This window comes from Kluyvera sp. EC_51, from assembly GCF_019584505.1.
Taxonomy (GTDB): domain Bacteria; phylum Pseudomonadota; class Gammaproteobacteria; order Enterobacterales; family Enterobacteriaceae; genus Kluyvera; species Kluyvera sichuanensis.
The window spans coordinates 30640-52028 of sequence record NZ_VDAG01000122.1 but is presented as its reverse complement, the minus strand read 5'-3'; the positions used below and the strand labels follow the sequence as shown (position 1 = coordinate 52028).

14 protein-coding genes are annotated in these 21389 nt (G+C 54.9%); 9 read left to right on the top strand and 5 right to left on the bottom strand.

From position 1 onward, the window contains the following. Window positions 1-16: 16 nt before the first annotated feature. The gene (locus FHC49_RS23740) at window positions 17-910 is read left to right on the top strand and encodes a YcbJ family phosphotransferase (RefSeq protein ID WP_185666559.1); all 894 of its coding nucleotides are present in this window, start codon (window positions 17-19) and stop codon (window positions 908-910) included. On the opposite strand, the gene elyC is transcribed toward FHC49_RS23740, so the two are convergent. Continuing rightward, entirely contained in the window at window positions 887-1666 is a 780-nt protein-coding gene (gene elyC, locus FHC49_RS23735; protein ID WP_220441008.1) for an envelope biogenesis factor ElyC, read from the bottom strand. The two genes, FHC49_RS23740 and elyC, sit on opposite strands and share 24 nt — an antisense overlap. Before the next feature lie 124 nt (window positions 1667-1790). On the opposite strand from elyC, the gene cmoM reads away from it, so the two are divergent. From cmoM to FHC49_RS23700, 7 genes are all read left to right on the top strand, one after another. After that, window positions 1791-2585 (top strand): tRNA uridine 5-oxyacetic acid(34) methyltransferase CmoM, encoded by a 795-nt coding sequence (gene cmoM / locus FHC49_RS23730; protein ID WP_185666557.1) that lies wholly within the window; start codon window positions 1791-1793, stop codon window positions 2583-2585. After that, window positions 2578-3900, top strand: coding sequence for a chromosome partition protein MukF (mukF, locus tag FHC49_RS23725; RefSeq protein ID WP_035892424.1), 1323 nt, complete (start codon window positions 2578-2580; stop codon window positions 3898-3900). Before cmoM ends, mukF begins: the two co-directional genes overlap by 8 nt. Continuing rightward, window positions 3881-4585, top strand: coding sequence for a chromosome partition protein MukE (mukE, locus tag FHC49_RS23720; RefSeq protein ID WP_185666556.1), 705 nt, complete (start codon window positions 3881-3883; stop codon window positions 4583-4585). The genes mukF and mukE overlap by 20 nt, the downstream gene beginning before the upstream one ends. Further along, window positions 4585-9033: a chromosome partition protein MukB gene (gene mukB, locus FHC49_RS23715; protein ID WP_220441007.1), complete on the top strand. Its 4449-nt coding sequence runs from the start codon at window positions 4585-4587 to the stop codon at window positions 9031-9033. The genes mukE and mukB overlap by 1 nt, the downstream gene beginning before the upstream one ends. 224 nt (window positions 9034-9257) lie before the next feature. Further along, complete coding sequence (gene ldtD, locus FHC49_RS23710; protein WP_220441006.1) at window positions 9258-11042, top strand: L,D-transpeptidase; 1785 nt, start codon at window positions 9258-9260, stop codon at window positions 11040-11042. A 184-nt stretch (window positions 11043-11226) separates the two neighbouring features. Further along, the gene (locus FHC49_RS23705; RefSeq protein WP_185666553.1) at window positions 11227-11778 is read left to right on the top strand and encodes a YcbK family protein; all 552 of its coding nucleotides are present in this window, start codon (window positions 11227-11229) and stop codon (window positions 11776-11778) included. 65 nt (window positions 11779-11843) lie between these two features. Beyond that, window positions 11844-12491 carry an MBL fold metallo-hydrolase gene (locus tag FHC49_RS23700; RefSeq protein ID WP_123651307.1) on the top strand — a complete coding sequence of 216 codons (648 nt, stop codon included), beginning with the start codon at window positions 11844-11846 and terminating at the stop codon, window positions 12489-12491. Window positions 12492-12572: 81 nt separating this feature from the next. Here FHC49_RS23700 and FHC49_RS23695 read toward each other — a convergent pair whose 3' ends face one another. The 4 genes from FHC49_RS23695 to pncB all read right to left on the bottom strand — a co-directional run bounded on the left by FHC49_RS23695 (window position 12573) and on the right by pncB (window position 18454). Continuing rightward, window positions 12573-13763, bottom strand: a complete 1191-nt coding sequence (locus tag FHC49_RS23695) for an amino acid aminotransferase (protein WP_185666552.1) — start codon at window positions 13761-13763, stop codon at window positions 12573-12575. Between the two features lie 184 nt (window positions 13764-13947). Then, complete coding sequence (locus FHC49_RS23690) at window positions 13948-15075, bottom strand: porin (RefSeq protein ID WP_305067782.1); 1128 nt, start codon at window positions 15073-15075, stop codon at window positions 13948-13950. 608 nt (window positions 15076-15683) lie between these two features. Beyond that, complete coding sequence (asnS, locus tag FHC49_RS23685; RefSeq protein ID WP_185666551.1) at window positions 15684-17084, bottom strand: asparagine--tRNA ligase; 1401 nt, start codon at window positions 17082-17084, stop codon at window positions 15684-15686. A gap of 167 nt (window positions 17085-17251) precedes the next feature. Continuing rightward, entirely contained in the window at window positions 17252-18454 is a 1203-nt protein-coding gene (gene pncB, locus FHC49_RS23680) for a nicotinate phosphoribosyltransferase (RefSeq protein ID WP_185666550.1), read from the bottom strand. Between the two features lie 264 nt (window positions 18455-18718). Here pncB and pepN point away from each other — a divergent pair, with 264 nt between their 5' ends. After that, window positions 18719-21331, top strand: coding sequence for an aminopeptidase N (gene pepN / locus FHC49_RS23675; RefSeq protein WP_220441005.1), 2613 nt, complete (start codon window positions 18719-18721; stop codon window positions 21329-21331). Window positions 21332-21389: the final 58 nt, after the last annotated feature.

Here is a 21389-nt window from a genome sequence, read left to right as displayed (position 1 = left end):
TATAGGGGTAATCGACATGGAACAGCTACGTGCAGAACTGAGCCACCTGCTGGGCGAATCGCTCAGCCGCGTGGAATGTATCAACGAGCAGACGGATACCGCGCTGTGGTCGCTTTATGATGCCGAAGGAAATCCGATGCCGCTGGTGGCGCGGAGCTTTTTATCGCCGGGCGTGGCGCGTCAACTGGCGTGGAAAATCTCCATGCTGGCACGCAGCGGTACCGTACGCATGCCGGTGGTGTACGGGGTGATGACTCATGAAGAGCATCCGGGGCCGGACGTGCTGCTGCTTGAGCGCCTGCGCGGCGTGCCGGTGGAGGCGCCAACCCGCAACCCACAGCGTTGGGAAGCGTTGAAAGATCAAATCGTTGAAGCGCTGCTGGCGTGGCATCGGGTAGACAGTTCGGGCAGCGTGGGCTTTGTTGACGGCACGCAGGAAAATAGCTGGCCGCACTGGTATCGCCAGCGCATTGAGGTGCTGTGGGGGACGCTCAATCTCTACCAGAATACCGGCCTGACCATGCAGGATAAACGGCTACTGTTCCGTACTCGCGAGTGTCTGGACGCGCTGTTTGAGGGTTTTAGCGATAACTGCGTGCTGGTGCACGGGCATCTGACCCTGCGCAGCATGCTAAAAGACTCACGTAGCGACCAACTGCTGGCGATGGTGGGGCCGGGGGCGATTCTCTGGGCACCGCGGGAGTATGAACTGTTCCGTCTGCACGAAAGCGGGCAGGCGGAACAGCTGCTCTGGCACTATCTCCAGCGCGCGCCGGTGGCGGAAGCGTTTCTCTGGCGGCGCTGGCTCTATCTGCTATGGGATGAAGTTGAGAAGTTGGTCAATACCGGCAAATTCAATCGCGCCAACTTTGACCTTGCTGCAACGTCACTGCGCCCCTGGCTCGCCTGAATCCCCTTTCAGCCACTGCCAGATTCTCCCCAGCGTTTCATATCCGACCCGGTCGCTGTGCATCAGCCAGACCGGGGAAGGGATCGCGCGCTCCCATGGGTTGAGTGGCGACGTAATGGCTAGTTGATTGGCCGGGGCAGGCAACGGGTGTAACCCGGCGTGCTGGAAGAAGATCATCGCGCGCGGCAGATGCGAGGCGGAGGTGACCAGCAGGAAGGGGGCGTCGCCGATCGCGGCCTTCACGGCGCTAGCTTCTTCTTCGGTATCTTTCGGCGTATCCAGCACGATAATCTCACTGCGCGGCACGCCCAGACTTTCAGCCACTCGCGCTCCTGCCTCTGCGGTACTCACCGTATTGGTTTTGGCCCGTGCACCGGTAAAGATCATTTTCGAACCCGGATTAGCCTGCCACAGGCGCATGCCTTCCGTCAGCCGCGGTAGGCTGTTATTAATCAGGTTCGAGCTTGGTGCCCATTCTGGATTCCAGGTGTAGCCACCGCCGAGCACAACCACATACTGCACCGGCTGTTGGCCGTGCCAGGTGGGATATTTATCCTCAATCGGCTTAAGTAGCCCATCGGCTACGGGCTGTAGACTGAGCAGCAATAGCGCTAACCATCCCAGGGTAATCCCGGCTTTACCCAATTTTTGAAAGCGGGTGAACCAGACCAGGATTATTCCCAAACCTATCAACAATAGAAGCAGGGGCAGCGGCAGCATCATGCCGCCGATATACTTTTTCAGCGTAAAAAGCATCCGATACCGTACCTTTTTTAACCATCCGACTGTATGAATGCAGCGATATTACACCAGATAGCTTCATTATCGCCGTGGGTGTGACAAAATAGCCCCTTTGCCACTGGCGATGTGAGGATGTCCTGTGAAGGATCGCAATTTCGATGACATTGCGGATAAGTTTTCCCGCAATATATACGGCACCACGAAGGGACAGCTGCGCCAGGCTATTCTGTGGCAAGATCTTGACGCCCTGCTGGCGAGAATGGGGCCGCAGCCGCTGCGTATCCTGGATGCCGGCGGCGGCGAAGGCCAGACGGCCATCAAAATGGCGGAGCGCGGGCACCATGTAACGCTGTGCGATCTTTCCGCTGAAATGATCGAACGGGCAACTCAGGCCGCCAGCGAGAAAGGTGTGAGCCACAACATGCATTTCGTACAATGCGCGGTCCAGGACGTGGCGGAGCATTTGGAAAGCCCGGTTGATCTGATATTGTTTCACGCTGTGCTGGAGTGGGTGGCCGAACCGCAGGACGTGCTCAAAACGCTGTGGTCGGTGCTGCGTCCGGGCGGCGCATTATCATTAATGTTCTACAATGCAAACGGTCTGTTGATGCGTAACATGGTGGTCGGCAACTTCGATTATGTGGCGTTGGGCATGCCGAAAAAGAAAAGACGCACGCTGTCGCCGAACTACCCGCGCGACCCGCAGCTGGTCTATGGCTGGCTGGAAGAGATGGGCTGGCACATTAACGGGAAAACCGGCGTGCGGGTGTTTCATGATTACCTGCGCGATAAGCAGATGCAAAAGAACAGCTTTGACATTTTGCTGGAGCTTGAAACGCGCTATTGCCGCCAGGAACCCTATATTAGCCTGGGGCGCTATATTCATGTCACCGCGCTGAAGCCGCAGACAGAAACAAGGATAAACGATGAGTGAATTTTCCCAGACAGTCCCCGAACTGGTTGCCTGGGCCAGGAAAAATGATTTCGCCATTTCGCTACCTGTCGATAGGCTCTCATTTTTGCTGGCTATTGCAACGCTGAACGGTGAGCGACTGGAAGGTGAAATGACGGAAGGCGAGCTGGTGGATGCGTTCCGTCACGTCAGTGATGCGTTTGAGCAAACCAGTGAAACCATCGGCACTCGCGCCAATAACGCGATTAACGACCTGGTTCGCCAACGTCTGCTGAACCGCTTTACCAGCGAAATCACGGAAGGGAACGCCATCTATCGTCTGACCCCGCTGGGGATTGGCATTACCGACTACTATATTCGCCAGCGTGAATTCTCTACCCTGCGCCTCTCCATGCAGTTGTCGATTGTCGCCAGCGAATTGAAGCGCGCGGCGGATTCTGCCGACGAGGGCGGCGATGAATTCCACTGGCACCGTAACGTTTACGCGCCGCTGAAGTACTCGGTGGCGGAGATTTTTGACAGTATCGATCTGACGCAGCGCATCATGGACGAACAGCAGCAGTCGGTGAAAGATGACATCGCGCAGTTGCTGAATAAAGACTGGCGCGCGGCAATCTCCAGCTGTGAACTGCTGCTCTCTGAAACGTCCGGCACCCTGCGTGAACTGCAGGATACGCTGGATGCCGCGGGCGATAAGCTGCAGGCTAACCTGCTGCGCATTCAGGATGCGACGCTGAGTCATAACGACCTGCACTTCGTCGATCGGCTGGTGTTCGATCTGCAAAGCAAGCTTGACCGCATCGTGAGCTGGGGCCAGCAGGCGATTGACCTGTGGATTGGCTACGACCGCCACGTGCATAAATTTATCCGTACCGCTATCGACATGGATAAAAACCGCGTCTTTGCTCAGCGCCTGCGCCAGTCGGTGCAATCTTACTTCGACGCGCCGTGGGCGCTCACCTACGCCAGCGCTGACCGTCTGCTGGACATGCGTGATGAAGAGATGACGCTGCGTGATGAAGAGGTCACCGGGGAACTTCCGCCGGATTTAGAGTACGAAGAATTTAACGAAATTCGCGAACAGCTCGCCGCGCTAATTGAAGAACAGTTGGCTATTTATCGAACCAAACAGCTGCCGCTGGACCTCGGTCTGGTGGTGAAAGAGTACCTGGTGCAGTACCCGCGTGCGCGTCATTTCGACGTGGCGAGGATCGTGGTAGACCAGGCAGTACGTTTGGGCGTGGCGCAAGCCGATTTCACCGGACTGCCGGCTAAATGGCAGTCGATTAATGATTACGGAGCCAAGGTACAGGCGCATGTCATCGACAAATATTGAACAAGTGATGCCGGTTAAACTGGCACAGGCCCTGGCCAACCCCCTTTTCCCTGCGCTGGATAGCGCGCTGCGCGCTGGTCGTCACATCGGTCTGGATGAACTGGACAACCACGCCTTTTTGATGGATTTCCAGGAGTATCTGGAAGAGTTTTATGCTCGCTACAACGTGGAGCTGATTCGTGCGCCGGAAGGGTTTTTCTACCTGCGCCCGCGTTCCACCACGCTGATTCCGCGCTCGGTTTTATCCGAACTGGACATGATGGTTGGCAAAATCCTTTGCTACCTCTACCTCAGCCCGGAGCGTCTGGCGAACGAAGGTATCTTCACCCAGCAGGAACTGTATGACGAACTGCTGGCATTGGCCGACGAAGCCAAACTGCTGAAGCTGGTCAACAACCGCTCCACGGGTTCTGACCTCGACCGTCAGAAGCTGCAGGAGAAAGTGCGTTCCTCGCTCAACCGCCTGCGCCGTCTTGGGATGGTGTGGTTTATGGGTCACGACAGCAGTAAATTCCGCATTACCGAATCGGTGTTCCGCTTCGGTGCTGACGTTCGCTCCGGCGATGACGCGCGGGAAGCGCAGCTGCGCATGATCCGCGATGGCGAAGCGATGGCTATCGAAAACCATCTGCAGCTCAATGACGAGAACGACGACAATCAGCAGGATAGCGGGGAGGAAGAGTAATGATCGATCGCGGTAAATTTCGTTCGCTAACGCTGATTAACTGGAACGGGTTCTTTGCCCGTACCTTCGATTTAGATGAACTGGTGACCACGCTCTCGGGCGGTAACGGTGCCGGTAAATCCACCACCATGGCAGCCTTCGTCACGGCGCTGATCCCAGACTTAACCCTGCTGCACTTCCGTAACACCACGGAAGCCGGGGCCACCAGCGGTTCTCGCGATAAAGGCCTGCACGGTAAGCTGAAAGCTGGCGTGTGTTACTCCGTGCTGGATGTGATGAACTCACGTCACCAGCGCGTGGTCGTAGGCGTACGTCTGCAGCAGGTTGCCGGGCGTGACCGTAAGGTCGATATCAAGCCGTTTGCTATTCAGGGTCTGCCGACCTCCATCCAGCCGACGCAGCTGCTGACTGAAACGATGAACGAACGTCAGGCGCGCGTGCTGAGCCTGCAGGAGCTGAAAGACAAGCTCGATACTATCGAAGGCGTGCAGTTCAAGCAGTTCAACTCGATTACCGACTACCATGCGCTGATGTTCGATCTGGGCATCGTCGCACGCCGTCTGCGCTCTGCGTCCGACCGTAGTAAATTCTACCGTCTGATTGAAGCGTCGCTGTACGGCGGTATCTCCAGCGCCATTACCCGCTCGCTGCGTGACTACCTGCTGCCGGAAAACAGCGGTGTACGTAAAGCCTTCCAGGATATGGAAGCGGCGCTGCGCGAAAACCGTATGACGCTGGAAGCGATTCGCGTTACCCAATCTGACCGCGACCTGTTTAAGCACCTGATTTCTGAAGCGACTGACTACGTGGCAGCAGACTACATGCGCCACGCCAACGAACGTCGTGTACACCTCGATAAGGCGCTGGAATATCGCCGCGAACTGTTCACCTCCCGCTCCCAGCTGGCGGCCGAGCAGTACAAGCACGTCGATATGGCCCGTGAGCTACAGGAGCACAACGGGGCAGAAGGGGATCTGGAAGCCGATCACCAGGCCGCCAGCGACCATCTGAACCTGGTGCAGACCGCTCTGCGCCAGCAGGAAAAAATTGAACGCTACGAAGCGGATTTAGACGAGCTGCAAATTCGTCTGGAAGAACAGAACGAAGTCGTTGCCGAAGCTGCCGAGCAGCAGGAAGAGAACGAAGCGCGCGCCGAAGCCGCCGAGCTGGAAGTGGATGAGCTGAAAAGCCAGCTCGCTGACTACCAGCAGGCGCTGGACGTACAGCAGACCCGCGCCATTCAGTACACGCAGGCGCTGCAAGCGCTGGAGCGTGCAAAAGCCCTGTGTCATCTGCCGGACTTAACCCCGGAAAGTGCAGATGAGTGGCTGGAAACTTTCCAGGCCAAAGAGCAGGAAGCAACGGAAAAACTGCTGACGCTCGAACAGAAAATGAGCGTTTCACAAACCGCGCACAGCCAGTTTGAACAGGCTTTCCAGATTGTTGAAGCTATTAACGGGCCGCTGGCACGTAATGAAGCCTGGGAAGTGGCGCGTGAACTGCTGCGCGACGGCGTTAACCAGCGCCACCTGGCGGAGCAGGCGCAACCGCTACGCAGCCGTCTGAACGAACTGGAACAGCGTCTGCGCGAGCAGCAGGAAGCTGAACGTCTGCTGGCTGACTTCTGTAAGCGCCAGGGCAAACAGTACGGCATCGACGAACTCGAAAAGCTGCATCACGAACTGGAAGCGCGTATTGCCGCGCTGAGCGACTGCGTAACCGATGCCCGCGAACAGCGCATGGCGCTGCGCCAGGAGCAAGAACAGCTGCAATCGCGCATCTCCGCGCTGATGCACCGTGCGCCGGTTTGGCTGGCAGCGCAAAACAGCTTAAACCAGCTGTGTGAACAGAGCGGCGAGCAGTTTGAGTCCAGCCAGGATGTGACCGAATACCTGCAACAACTGCTGGAACGCGAACGCGAAGCCATCGTGGAACGTGACGAAGTTGGCGCGCGTAAACGTGCGGTGGATGACGAAATTGAGCGTCTTAGCCAGCCGGGCGGTTCCGAAGACCCGCGCCTGAATGCGCTGGCGGAACGTTTTGGCGGCGTGCTGCTGTCCGAAATCTATGATGATGTCAGCCTTGATGATGCGCCGTACTTCTCTGCGCTGTACGGGCCGTCTCGCCACGCCATTGTGGTGCCGGATCTGTCGCAGATCGCCGAGTATCTGGAAGGGTTGGATGATTGCCCGGAAGATCTCTATCTGATTGAAGGGGATCCGCAGTCCTTCGATGACAGCGTGTTCAACGTCGATGAGCTGGAAAAAGCGGTGGTGGTAAAAACCTCCGACCGCCAGTGGCGTTACTCCCGCTTCCCATCGCTACCGCTGTTTGGCCGTGCTGCACGAGAAAGCCGCATTGAGAGCCTGCACGCCGAGCGTGAAGGGCTGTCCGAACGTTTTGCGACCCTGTCGTTCGACGTACAGAAAACCCAGCGTTTGCATCAGGCGTTCAGTCGCTTTATCGGCAGCCACCTGTCGGTCGCGTTTGAGGACGATCCGGAAGCGGAAATCCGCAAACTGAACACCCGTCGCAATGAACTGGAACGTGCGCTCAGCAGCCACGAAAGCGACAACCAACAGCAGCAGGCGCAGTACGAACAGGCGAAAGAGGGCGTGGCCCAGCTTAACCGCCTGCTGCCACGTCTGAGCCTGTTGGCTGACGAGACGCTGGCCGACCGCGTGGAAGAAATCCAGGAGCGTCTGGACGAAGCTCAGGAAGCCGCGCGCTTCATTCAGCAGCACGGCAACCAGCTGGCCAAACTGGAGCCGATCGTTGCTGTTCTGCAGAACGACCCGGAGCAGTTTGAACAGCTGAAAGAAGATTATGCCTGGTCACAGCAGGTGCAGCGCGAAGCGCGTCAGCAGGCGTTTGCCCTGACGGAAGTGGTGCAGCGTCGTGCGCACTTCGGCTACTCTGACTCGGCGGAGATGCTCTCCGGCAACAGCGATCTGAACGAAAAACTGCGCGAACGTCTGGCGCAGGCGGAAAGCGAGCGTAGCCGCGCCCGTGAAGCGCTGCGTACTCACGCCGCACAGGTCAGTCAGTACAGCCAGGTGCTGGCGTCGCTGAAAAGCTCCTATGACACCAAAAAAGAGCTGCTCAACGATCTGTATAAAGAGCTGAAAGATATTGGTGTGCGCGCCGATGCGGGTGCCGAAGAGCGCGCGCGTATTCGTCGCGACGAACTGCACGCGCAGTTGAGCAACAACCGTGCGCGCCGCAATCAGCTGGAAAAAGCGTTGACCTTCTGCGAAGCAGAGATGGATAACCTGACCCGTAAGCTGCGCAAGCTGGAACGTGATTACCTCGAAATGCGCGAACAGGTGGTGAGTGCGAAAGCGGGCTGGTGTGCGGTGATGCGTCTGGTGAAAGACAACAACGTTGAACGTCGTCTGCACCGCCGCGAGCTGGCCTATCTCTCCGCCGACGATCTGCGCTCCATGTCGGATAAGGCGCTGGGTGCGCTGCGTCTGGCCGTCGCGGATAACGAACACCTGCGCGATGTGCTGCGCATGTCGGAAGACCCGAAACGTCCGGAACGTAAGATCCAGTTCTTCGTCGCCGTTTATCAGCACCTGCGCGAGCGTATTCGCCAGGATATCATCCGCACCGACGACCCGGTTGAAGCCATCGAACAGATGGAAATCGAACTGAGCCGCCTGACGGAAGAGCTGACCAACCGCGAACAGAAGCTGGCGATCAGCTCCCGAAGCGTCGCGAACATTATCCGCAAGACCATTCAGCGCGAGCAGAACCGTATTCGCCAGCTGAACCAGGGCCTGCAGAGCGTGTCGTTTGGTCAGGTCAACAGCGTGCGTCTGAACGTCAACGTGCGCGAGACCCACTCGACGCTGCTGGACGTGCTCTCTGAACAGCACGAACAGCATCAGGATCTGTTCAACAGCAATCGCCTCACCTTCTCGGAAGCGCTGGCGAAGCTGTATCAGCGCCTGAATCCGCAAATCGACATGGGTCAGCGTACGCCGCAGACCATCGGTGAAGAGCTGCTCGACTACCGTAGCTATCTGGAGATGGAAGTTGAGGTTAACCGTGGTTCCGACGGCTGGCTGCGTGCGGAATCCGGTGCGCTGTCGACCGGTGAGGCTATCGGTACCGGGATGTCGATTCTGGTGATGGTGGTACAGAGCTGGGAAGATGAAGCGCGGCGTCTGCGTGGTAAAGACCTGTCTCCGTGCCGTCTGCTGTTCCTCGATGAAGCGGCGCGTCTGGATGCCCGCTCTATCGCCACGCTGTTCGAGCTCTGCGAACGTCTGGAGATGCAGCTGATTATCGCGGCACCGGAAAATATCAGCCCAGAGAAAGGCACCACCTACAAGCTGGTACGTAAAGTGGTGAATAACCACGAACACGTTCACGTGGTGGGCCTGCGCGGCTTTGCCGCCCAGCTGCCGGAAACGCTGCCAGGCACCGCCGACGCGTCGTAGCATGTCGCCCGGGTGAGCACAGCGCGCCCGGTAAATGGCGTTTAATCCGAAAAACAGAACCTGAGGCGACATTTATGTCGCCTTTTTTGTTATCCGTATTTAGCCTATAGCGCGTTATTATCTTTAGACTTCTTTACATTTCACCGGGCAAAATAGTTTTTGTCTTTATATACTGAAGGTGAGCCCACGTTACGGGTCTTTGTATATTTAACAGGGGGCAAGGGATGTTGCTGAAAAAAGAAAATGGTCGTCGGTTGTCAGCGGTAAGTTTGTGTCTGGCAATGACGTTTGCTCCACTGTTTACCGCTGCTGCGGGCGAGCCAGAACTGGTGCCGTCTGACAGTAGCGCACTGCCTGCAGAACCTTCTCCGGTGCTGCTCCAGCCGGGCGCGCAATCGCCCGTGATGGCAAACCTTGTCGGCACTAAGCCACTAGCAGATGGCGCGGCGGCGAAAAGCCGTACTGAGATCCAGTCGCTACTGCCTGCCGGTTATCAACCCGTCTATATGAACCCGCTGGTGACGCTCTACGCCGCCCGCGAGATGAAACCGATGTGGGAGAACCGCGAGGCGGTTCGCGCCTTCCAGCAGCAACTGGCGGAAGTGGCCATTGCCGGTTTCCAGCCGCAGTTTACCCAATGGGTTGAACTGCTCACGAATCCTAACGTCAGCGGCATGGCTCGCGACGTTGTGCTCTCCGATGCGCTGATGGGCTATCTGCACTTTATTAGCGGTATTCCGGTTCAGGGCAACCGTTGGCTGTACAGCGATAAACCTTATACCCTGGCGACGCCACCGCTGTCGGTGATGAATAAATGGCAAATGGCGTTGGATAACGGCTCTCTGGTGCCGTTTATTACTGCGCTGGCGCCGAAGCATCCGCAGTATGCGGCGATGCATCAGGCGCTGCTGGCGCTGGTGGGAGATACCCGCCCGTGGCCGAAACTGACCTCCACGACGGTGCTACGGCCGGGGCAGTGGAGCAACGATGTGCCTGCGCTGCGTGAAATTCTGCAGCGTAACGGCATGCTGGATACCAGTCCGGCGATCCCGCTACCGGGGGATAACGTCGGCAAAACGAAAAAAGCCGCGAAGAGCGCACCAGCGGCCTACGATCGTCAATTGGTGGATGCGGTTAAGCGTTTCCAGGCGGCGCAGGGCTTAGGGGCAGATGGGGTGATCGGTGCTTCAACGCGCGATTGGCTTAACGTCTCTTCCGCAGAACGTGCAGGCGTGCTGGCGCTGAATATTCAACGACTGCGCCTGCTGCCGGGGAAAGTCTCGACCGGAATTATGGTCAACATTCCGGCGTATTCGCTGGTCTACTACCTCAATGGCAGCGAAGCGCTGGCCTCACGCGTAATTGTGGGGCGTCCGGATCGTAAAACGCCGATGATGAGCAGCGCGCTGAATAACGTGGTGGTTAACCCGCCGTGGAACGTACCGCCGACGCTGGCGCGCAACGATATTCTGCCAAAACTGCGTAATGATCCAGGGTATCTGGAGCGCCACAATTATACCGTGCTGCGTGGGTGGAACAGTAAAGAAACCATCGATCCATGGCGCGTGGACTGGTCAACGATCACGCCGTCGAATTTACCGTTCCGTTTCCAGCAGGCACCGGGCGACCATAACTCATTGGGCCGCTATAAGTTTAATATGCCAAGCTCAGACGCGATTTATCTGCATGATACGCCTAACCATAATCTGTTCCAGAAAGATGCGCGGGCATTAAGTTCGGGATGCGTGCGGGTAAATAAAGCCTCTGATTTAGCAAATATGCTGTTACAGGATGCAGGCTGGAATGACGCGCGTATATCTGATGCGCTGAAGGAAGGTAATACGAGATACGTTAATATCCGGCAGAATATTCCGGTTAATCTCTATTATCTGACTGCCTTTGTTGGCGCTGATGGTCAGACACAATATCGAACAGATATTTACAATTACGATGTCACGGCGCGATCCGGCGCACAAATTCTGCCAAAAGCGGAACAATTAATCAGATAAATGAAGTAGTTCAGGTAATGTAGTGGTCGAATAAAAAGCGTAGATACCAGTCCCGAACGCCTGGGGCTGGTGATTCTGCGCTACAGGCCGCCTTGACGCTGGCTTTGATGCCCGGTAAGGTGCAATACGTGCGCCAGAAGTGCATATATTTCGATCACATTTACTGACTGTAGACCTGATTATCATGGACAAATTTGACGCTAATCGCCGCAAACTGCTGGCGTTAGGTGGGGTTGCGCTTGGCGCTGCCGCCATCTTACCCACGCCTGCACTTGCGACCCTCTCGACCCCTCGTCCACGTATTTTAACGTTGAGTAATCTACATACGGGCGAGTTGCTAAAAGCCGAGTTTTTTGACGGCCGAGGCTATATTCAGGATGAATTAGCAAAACTAAACCATTTTTTCCGTGACTATCGCGCGAATAAAATAAAGAGCATCGATCCTTCTTTGTTTGATCAGCTCTATCGCCTTCAGGGATTATTAGGAACAAATAAGCCTGTGCAATTAATCTCCGGGTATCGTTCCCTCGATACCAATAATGAGCTGCGAGCGCACAGCAGTGGGGTAGCGAAAAAGAGCTATCACACGAAAGGTCAGGCAATGGATTTCCATATTGAAGGTATTTCATTAAGTAATATACGCAAAGCAGCGTTATCTATGCGCGCAGGTGGTGTAGGATATTACCCACGTAGCAACTTTGTGCATATTGATACCGGTCCGGTTCGGCACTGGTAACTCTACGCCCGACAGTTCAGATGCGCTGATGTGTCTGAACGGTGCTGAGTATAAACAGGAGCAGCATGAATTATCGTATTATTCCGGTCACTGCGTTCGCGCAGAACTGTTCGTTGATCTGGTGTGAGCAAACTAAACTGGCGGCGCTGGTCGATCCAGGTGGTGATGCTGAGACCATTAAACAGAAGGTTGCCGAGGCTGGCGTGACGTTGCAGCAAATTTTGCTGACCCATGGTCATCTTGATCATGTGGGTGCGGCGGCGGAACTGGCACAGCACTACGGTGTGCCGGTGATTGGGCCGGAAAAAGAAGACGAGTTCTGGTTGCAGGGCCTGCCGGCACAAAGCCGGATGTTTGGTCTGGATGACTGCCAGCCGCTGACGCCGGATCGCTGGCTAAATGAAGGCGATACCGTCAGCGTGGGCAACGTGAAGCTGCAGGTGCTGCACTGCCCAGGTCACACGCCAGGTCATGTGGTCTTCTTTGATAATGATGCGCGGTTGCTGATTTCCGGGGACGTGCTGTTTAAAGGCGGCGTAGGGCGCAGTGACTTCCCGCGCGGTGACCACGCGCAGCTGATTGACGCTATCAAGCGCAAGCTGCTGCCGCTGGGTGACGACGTGAAGTTTATTGCTGGGCATGGGCCGATGTCGACGATTGGCTATGAACGTCAGCATAACCCGTTCCTGCAGGATGAACTTCCCGTCTGGTAAAAACAAAAAAGGCCGCTGATGCGGCCTTTTTTATGTCCACCCGGAGTCGGCGCTACGCACCTCGTCCGGGCTACTCGCATATTACAGTACGGCGACGATAGCTTCGCACAGCGGCGCCATGTTGTCTGGGGTCATCCCGGCAACGTTAATGCGACCGGAGGCCACGGCATAAACGCCAAACTCTTCACGCAGACGTAGAACCTGTTCTTTGGTCAGGCCGCTGAAGGAGAACATACCGTTCTGTTTGGTGATAAAGCTGAAGTCACGGTTAGCCCCTTTTTCCTGTAGCGTATTCACAAACAGCAGACGCATGCGCTGGATGCGCTGACGCATATCGGTCAGCTCTTGTTCCCAGATAGCACGCAGAGCGTCGTTGCTAAGGATAGTTGCTACGACAGATGCACCGTGTGCCGGTGGGTTAGAGTAGTTGGCGCGGATAACGGCTTTCATCTGGCTGAAGGCGCGGTCGGCGGTATCGGCGTCGGCGGTCACCAGCGTACAGGCACCCACACGCTCGTTGTAGAGGCCAAAGTTTTTGGAGAAGGAGCTCGCCACAATCAGCTCTTTGTGCAGCGCAGCAAAGGCACGCAGGCCTTCCGCATCTTCTTCCAGACCGCGGGCGAAGCCCTGGTACGCGAAGTCAAACAGCGGCAGCCAGCCTTTCTCAACGGAAAGCTGTGCCAGCTGTTGCCACTGCTCAAGCGTAGGGTCAATGCCGGTAGGGTTATGGCAGCAGCCGTGGAACAGCACCACGTCACCCGACTGGGCGTCGTTCAGGCTTGCCAGCAGCGCGTCGAAGTCCAGCGCGTGCTTTTCAGCGCTGTAGTAGTTGTATTCACGTACTTCGAGGCCCGCAGCACCAAAGACGCTTTTGTGGTTCGGCCAGCTTGGATTGCTGACCCAAACGCGCTTCACGTCGGTGTTTTTAGCAAGGAAGTCCGCCGCGACGCGCAGAGCGCCGGTGCCGCCAGGGGTTTGCGCGGTGCGAGCACGCTTATCGCTAACGATAGGGCTACCTTTGCCAAACAGCAGTTCCTGCGTGCAGCGACCGAATTCAGGAATACCATCAATGCCGAGATAGTTTTTGGTGGTCTCATTTTCCAGCAGATACTGTTCAGCTTTTTTTACGCTGGTCAGAACCGGAGTCTTACCGGTTTCATCTTTATATACACCAATCCCGAGATTGATTTTACCCGGGCGGTCGTCGGCGCGAAACAGATCGGCCAGGCCCAGAATTGGGTCGGCAGGGGCGGCTGTAATGTTCTCAAACATGACGAGGTTCCATTTATTAGTTCGGGGGAAATCCGCTATCAGGTTAACGGCAGATTTACAAAATGCCAACCGTTAGAGACTAAAAGCGCGAAGGTTTTCAAAAGTTACGATCTTCATCTTAGGAACGTAAAAAAGCAGGACCGAAGTCCTGCTTTATAGGCATATAACGAGGAGGGTATGCTGATTAGAACTGATAAGTTGCCATCAGTGCCATCATGTCGTCGTTGCCGTTGATACCGCCAACAGTTTTGGTGTAAGCGTCGTTTTTGTTCAACAGGTTGAAGTAGTAGTCTACTGCTACGTTGAAGTTTTTGTTGAAGTAGTAGGTTGCGCCCAGCTGGATAAATTTAGCCAGATCTGCATCACCACCGGTAAAGGTGCCTTTAGAGTTAGCCACTGGAGCCAGGTCTTTACCTTTGGTCTGAACGTAGGAGATTGCTGGACGCAGGCCGAAGTCGAACTGGTACTGAGCTACGATTTCGAAGTTCTGGGTTTTGTTAGCAAAACCATCATCGCCGTCAGGTCCGGTACGCGTCAGGTTACGGGTTTCAGCGTAGGTGGTTGCCAGGTAGATGTTGTTCGCGTCGTATTTAGCACCAATACCCCATGCTTCCGCGTTGTTGCCTACGTTGCCATTTGGGTCATTGTACTTCTGGTTACCGGTACGGCCAGAGTTGCTGTAAGAACCGATCAGGCCGAAACCTTCGCCGAAATCATAGCCCAGGGAGTAACCAACGCCTTCGCCGTTAGCAGTGTTAACATCCTTACCGTCGTTTTTGCCCTGATACTGGATGCCCAGGCTCAGGCCATCAACCAGACCGAAGAAATCGCTGTTGCGGTAGGTCAGCAGACCGGTACCACGGCTGGTCATGTAGTTGTCAACGTGGCCGCCGCCCCAGGTCATACCGGAGAAGGATGGTGCCATATCGGTGTAAGAAGCAACGTCGTACACGATACCGTAGTTACGGCCGTAGCTGATGCTGCCAGCATCGCCCGCTTTCAGGCCAGCGAAGGCCAGACGGTTTTTGTTAGAAGCTGCGGTGCCTTCAGGGCCGTTTGCCATGAAGCGGTATTCCCACTGACCAAAACCAACCAGTTGGTCGTTGATCTGAGTTTCACCTTTGAAGCCCAGCTGAGCATAGGTGCCATCAGAGTTGCTGGTGTCGCCGCTGGTGGTGAAGTCACGCTCTGCGTTCACTTTACCGTACAGATCCAGCTTGTTGCCGTCTTTGTTATAGATTTCGGCCGCGTTTGCTGCGCCAGCTACCAGCAGGGCAGGGATTACCACTGCCAGGATATTACGCTTCATCATTATTTATTACCCTCATTAGGTTTTTTTTATAGACACTCGCCACTGCCGCCAATTACCTCCGTCAATAAAAATTTACGGAACTATTGATGATAGTTTGGTGTCTTTATGTGTCTGAGAGGCATCTTTCCATTCCAAACGCGCTTTAGCCACTCTGAAAATGCTACAAGCATCAAGAATGTGTAACCAAAAGAAATAATGTGTAACATTGTGTTAATTTTAAGGAACTTTGTGAACTATCTCAAAATTCTGAGATAGGTGCGGGTTAATTGAACGACCACTTATCTATCAATATGAATTTCTTATCTTTTATTTGTATAACGCCTTTTCTTATCGCTAATGCCCAAGAGACAAACTTTTATCTATGACCTTTTTCAGCCATCCGGATAGCCGTGTGTTTGTTCAAAAAATATGCTAAGGCAGTAGTGAAATCTGATCCGTAAACATATTGTGCTTATTTTTTGTACTTAATTATTGCGGCGAAATGTGCTGTAACAAAGGTCGGAGGGGAGGGGGTTGATGTTTAAGTTTGTTAAATTAAATAAAGATTTCTTTACGCTGGCGGCCAAAAAAAGGCCAGCGCTGAGGCTGGCCTTGAAGAAGCGATAAACTTAGAAGGTAGCGTTACGTGGTGTTCTTGGGAACGGGATCACGTCACGGACGTTCTGCACGCCGGTAACGTAAGCGATCAGACGTTCGAAGCCCAGACCAAAACCGGAATGTGGCACGGTGCCGTAACGACGCAGATCGCGATACCACCAGTAGTCTTCTTTATTAAGACCCATTTCCGCCATACGCGCATCCAGAACGTCCAGACGCTCTTCACGCTGGGAGCCGCCGATGATTTCACCAATGCCCGGCGCCAGAACGTCCATTGCGGCAACGGTTTTACCATCTTCGTTAAGACGCATATAGAACGCCTTGATCTCTTTCGGGTAGTTTTTCACAACGACCGGCGCTTTGAAGTGTTCTTCAGCCAGGTAGCGTTCGTGTTCGGAAGAGAGATCCACGCCCCAGTAAACTGGGTTTTCGAACTGCTTGCCACAGTTTTCCAGGATGGTAACGGCGTCGGTATAATCGACCTGCGCGAAATCAGCGGTCACGAAACGCTCCAGACGATCGATAGCATCTTTATCTACGCGCTCAGCGAAGAACTTCATGTCGTCCGCACGTTCGGTCAGCACGGCTTTGAAGACGTACTTCAGCATGGCTTCTGCCAGACGGGCGTTATCTTCCAGATCGGCAAACGCCACTTCGGGTTCCAGCATCCAGAACTCCGCCAGGTGACGGCTGGTGTTGGAGTTTTCAGCGCGGAAGGTTGGGCCGAAGGTGTAGATTTTCGACAGCGCACAAGCATAGGTTTCGCCGTTCAGCTGGCCGGAAACGGTCAGGAAGGCTTCTTTGCCGAAGAAATCTTTGTCGTAATCGACTTTACCCTGATCGTTGCGCGGCAGGTTTTCCATATCCAGCGTGGAAACGCGGAACATTTCACCAGCACCTTCGGTATCGGAAGCAGTAATCAGCGGGGTAGAAACCCAGAAGAAACCCTGCTCGTCGAAGAAACGATGCAGCGCCTGTGCCAGCGTATGACGTACGCGTGCAACCGCACCAATCAGATTGGTACGTGGACGCATGTGCGCCACTTCACGCAGATACTCGATGCTGTGGCGTTTTGCCGCCATCGGGTAGGTGTCGGGATCTTCAACCCAGCCGGTCACTTCAATGCTGGAAGCCTGAATTTCAAAACTCTGGCCCTGACCCTGAGAGGCGACGATCTTGCCGGTGACAATCACGGAGCAGCCGGTGGTCAGACGCAGCACTTCCTGATTGTAATTGGGCAGAGAATTATTAATAACGGCCTGTACAGGATCAAAGCAGGAACCATCATAGACGGCGAGGAAGGAAAAGCCAGCTTTTGAATCTCGGCGGGTACGTACCCAGCCGCGCACGGTGACTTCGCTGTCAACGGCTACGCGGCCCTGGAGTACGTCGGCTACAGGCACAACGCTCATAATAGTCTCTCTATTCGTAGTCCAATAAAAAAATCGTTTTCCCCGGAACGGCGGGGGATATCTATGTTACCTGTCATCTTCTATCAGACAAGTAGAATTAGCATGGAGAAGGGGTGTTTTCAGAAATAATTAAATCAGAAGGGAGCCATAACGGCTCCCTTTGGTGATTAACTCGCCTTTTTGATCTGCGGAAGATCAAATGCTTTACGTAAAGCGCGAACAAACGCTTTATCGTGACAGATAGTTTTACCCGGGCTGTCGGAGAGTTTTGCCACCGGCTTACCGTTACACTCAACCAGTTTGATAACGATATTCAGCGGCTTCACCTGTGGAATATCGCAGGTTAAACGCGTACCGATACCGAAGCTCAAATTAATGCGCGATGAGAAGTGACGATATAGCTCAACGGCTTTGGTTAAGTCGAGATTATCGGAGAACACCAGCACTTTACTCAGCGGGTCGATGCCCAGCTTTTTATAGTGGTTGATGGCTTTCTCGCCCCATTCAAACGGGTCGCCCGAGTCATGGCGCAATCCCTGGTAGCGGGTAGCAAATTCCGAACCAAAATCACGCAGGAAGGCATCCATGGTGATGCAGTCGGTCAACGCAATGCCGAGCTGTTCTGGATATTCTTCGAGCCAGGCGGCCAACGCGGCACGTTGGCTGGTGGCAAGGTCAGGGCTAATTTGCTGATGTGCCTGGAACCATTCGTGCGCCTGCGTTCCCATTGGGGTTAACGATAGACGGCGCGCCAGATCGTAATTGCTGGTGCCGGTAAACCAGGATTCCTGCTGCAGGCGGCTAACAATCGCCTCCTGTACTTCGCGGGAAAAACGGCGGCGGGTACCAAAATCCATCAGCCTGAAGGCGGACATGTCAATGTCGGCGGTCAACTGATTAAAGTCGACCAGCTTACGCTCCAGCATGTCCAGCGCCTGCGGCACACCGTTTTCCGGCGAACGGTAGCGATGAACCAGCTCGCTAATTACCGCCAGCAGCGGAACTTCCCACATGATGACTTCGCGCCACGGGCCTTCAAGGCGAATATTGAGCTTGCCGTTATCGTTGGTGACGGTGACCTGCTGCGGGTCGTAGCGAAAATCACGCAGCCAGTTCAGGTAATCTTGTTTAAAGAAAGGAAGGCCGGATAGCCAGTGGTACTCGTCATCCTGCAGGGTGAGTGAACGCATGGCTTCGACTTGTTCGCGAATAGCGTCAGCATAAATGCCCAGCAGATCGTCCCCACGGCAGCGGAATTCAGCCGCTACGTTTACGTCATAGTAGTGGTGAAACACGGCCTGCTGCATATGCAGTTTGTAGGCATCTGTGTCTAGCAGCGAGTGCAGCACAGGAGAAGCGAATTGTGTCATGGTGCGCAGTAGCATCCTCTCACAGGAGCGTTTAGTACAATAAACAACAGGGGAGAATCGCTGGAGTATACCTTGTTTATCGATTTATTGAACCCCGATCACACCATAAGGCACGAAGAGTCACCATGGCGTTTTGTGCGTTATGTTAAGTAAATGTATCATTTTTCCCTATTTGACTGGAAAAGATGAAGATTCTGCGTAGCGCGTTTAACACAACAGGAATAGACTGGAGGTGACATTTACAAAAGATGCTAAAGGTTTTTTATGACACAACAGCCCCAAGCCAAGTACCGCCACGACTATCGTGCGCCGGACTACCTGATTAGTGATATTGACCTGGCCTTTGACCTGGATGCCGCAAAAACCATCGTGACCGCGGAAAGCCAGGTTTCCCGCCACGCAGCGTCTGATGTACCGCTACGTCTGAACGGTGAAGATTTAACCCTGATCTCTCTTCACGTTAACGGCGAGCCGTGGGACAACTATAAAGAAGAAGAGAACTATCTGGTTATCGCGGGTCTGCCAGAACGTTTCACCCTGAAGATTGTGAATGAAATCAGCCCAGCGGCGAATACCGCGTTAGAGGGGCTGTATCAGTCTGGCGAAGCGCTCTGCACCCAGTGTGAAGCTGAAGGCTTCCGCCACATTACCTGGTATCTTGATCGCCCGGATGTGCTGGCCCGCTTCACCACTAAAATTACCGCTGATAAAACCAAATATCCGTTCCTGCTCTCTAACGGCAACCGCATTGCCGAGGGCGAACTGGAGAATGGTCGCCACTGGGTGCAGTGGCAGGATCCATTCCCGAAACCTTGCTACCTGTTTGCGCTGGTCGCCGGTGATTTCGACGTACTGCGTGATACCTTCAAAACTCGCTCCGGCCGTGAAGTCGCGCTGGAGCTGTTCGTTGACCGCGGCAACCTGGACCGCGCGCCGTGGGCGATGACCTCGCTGAAAAACTCCATGAAGTGGGACGAAGATCGTTTCGGCCTGGAGTACGACCTCGACATTTATATGATTGTTGCCGTCGACTTCTTCAATATGGGCGCGATGGAGAACAAAGGGCTGAACGTCTTTAACTCCAAATACGTGCTGGCCCGTACCGATACCGCGACGGATAAAGACTATCTCGATATCGAGCGCGTGATTGGCCACGAATACTTCCATAACTGGACTGGTAACCGCGTTACCTGCCGTGACTGGTTCCAGCTGAGCCTGAAAGAGGGCTTAACCGTTTTCCGTGACCAGGAATTCAGCTCTGATTTAGGCTCGCGCGCCGTCAACCGCATCAGCAACGTACGCACCATGCGCGGCCTGCAGTTTGCCGAAGACGCCAGTCCGATGGCGCACCCGATCCGCCCGGATAAAGTTATTGAAATGAATAACTTCTATACCCTGACGGTGTACGAGAAAGGGGCGGAGGTTATCCGCATGCTGCACACTCTGCTGGGTGAAACCAACTTCCAGAAAGGGATGCAGTTGTACTTCGAACGTCATGACGGCAGCGCCGCGACCTGCGATGATTTTGTGCAGGCGATGGAAGATGCGTCCAACGTTGACCTGTCCCATTTCCGTCGCTGGTATAGCCAGGCCGGTACGCCAATCGTCAGCGTACACGACGACTACAACCCGGAAACCGAGCAGTACACCCTGACCATTCGTCAGCGTACGCCGGCGACCGCCGAGCAGGATGAAAAATTCCCGCTGCACATTCCATTCGACATCGAGCTTTACGATAACGAAGGTAAGGTGATCCCGCTGCAGAAAGACGGGCATCCGGTGCATCATGTGCTGAACGTGACCCAGGCAGAGCAGACCTTTGTTTTCGATAACGTCTACTTCCAGCCGGTTCCGTCCCTGCTGCGCGAGTTCTCGGCGCCGGTGAAGCTGGAATATAAATGGAGCGATCAGCAACTGACGTTCCTGATGCGTCACGCGCGAAATGACTTCTCCCGCTGGGATGCGGCGCAAAGCCTGCTGGCAACCTATATCAAGCTGAACGTTGCGCGTCATCAGCAGGGTCAACCGCTGTCGCTGCCGGTCCACGTGGCTGATGCATTCCGCGCGATCCTGCTGGATGAGCACATCGACCCGGCGCTGGCGGCTGAAATCCTGACGTTGCCATCAGCTAGCGAAATTGCTGAGCTGTTCGAGATTATCGATCCTATTGCCATTGCCGCGGTGCGCGAAGCGCTGACCCGTACGCTGGCGACTGAACTGGCCGATGAATGTCTGGCGATTTATAACGCCAACAAACTCGACAGCTATCGTGTAGAACATGCCGACATTGGCAAGCGTTCGCTGCGCAATACCTGCCTGCGCTATCTGGCATTTGGTGATCGTGAGCTGGGCGATAAGCTGGTGAGCGATCAGTACCATCATGCCGATAACATGACGGATGCGCTGGCGGCACTGTCTGCTGCCGTAGCGGCTGAACTGCCATGTCGTGACGCGCTGATGCAGGAATATGATGACAAATGGCATCATGACGGTCTGGTGATGGATAAATGGCTGATTCTACAGGCGACCAGCCCGGCGGACGACGTGCTGGCAACGGTACGTAAGCTGCTGAACCACCGTTCATTCAGCATGAATAACCCGAACCGTATTCGCTCGCTGATTGGCGCCTTTGCCGGCAGTAACCCGGCGGCGTTCCATGCGGCAGACGGCAGCGGCTATCAGTTCCTGGTGGAAATGCTCACCGTACTGAACAGCAAAAACCCGCAGGTGGCTTCTCGTCTGATTGAGCCGCTGATCCGCCTGAAACGCTACGATGCGAAGCGTCAGGCGTTAATGCGTGCCGCGCTGGAGCAACTGAAAGGGCTGGAAAATCTTTCTGGCGACTTGTACGAGAAGATTGCTAAAGCCTTAGCTTAACCAGTAGCCCGGACGAGGCGCGAGCCGACTCCGGGGAGGCTCGGTGGCAATTCCGGTT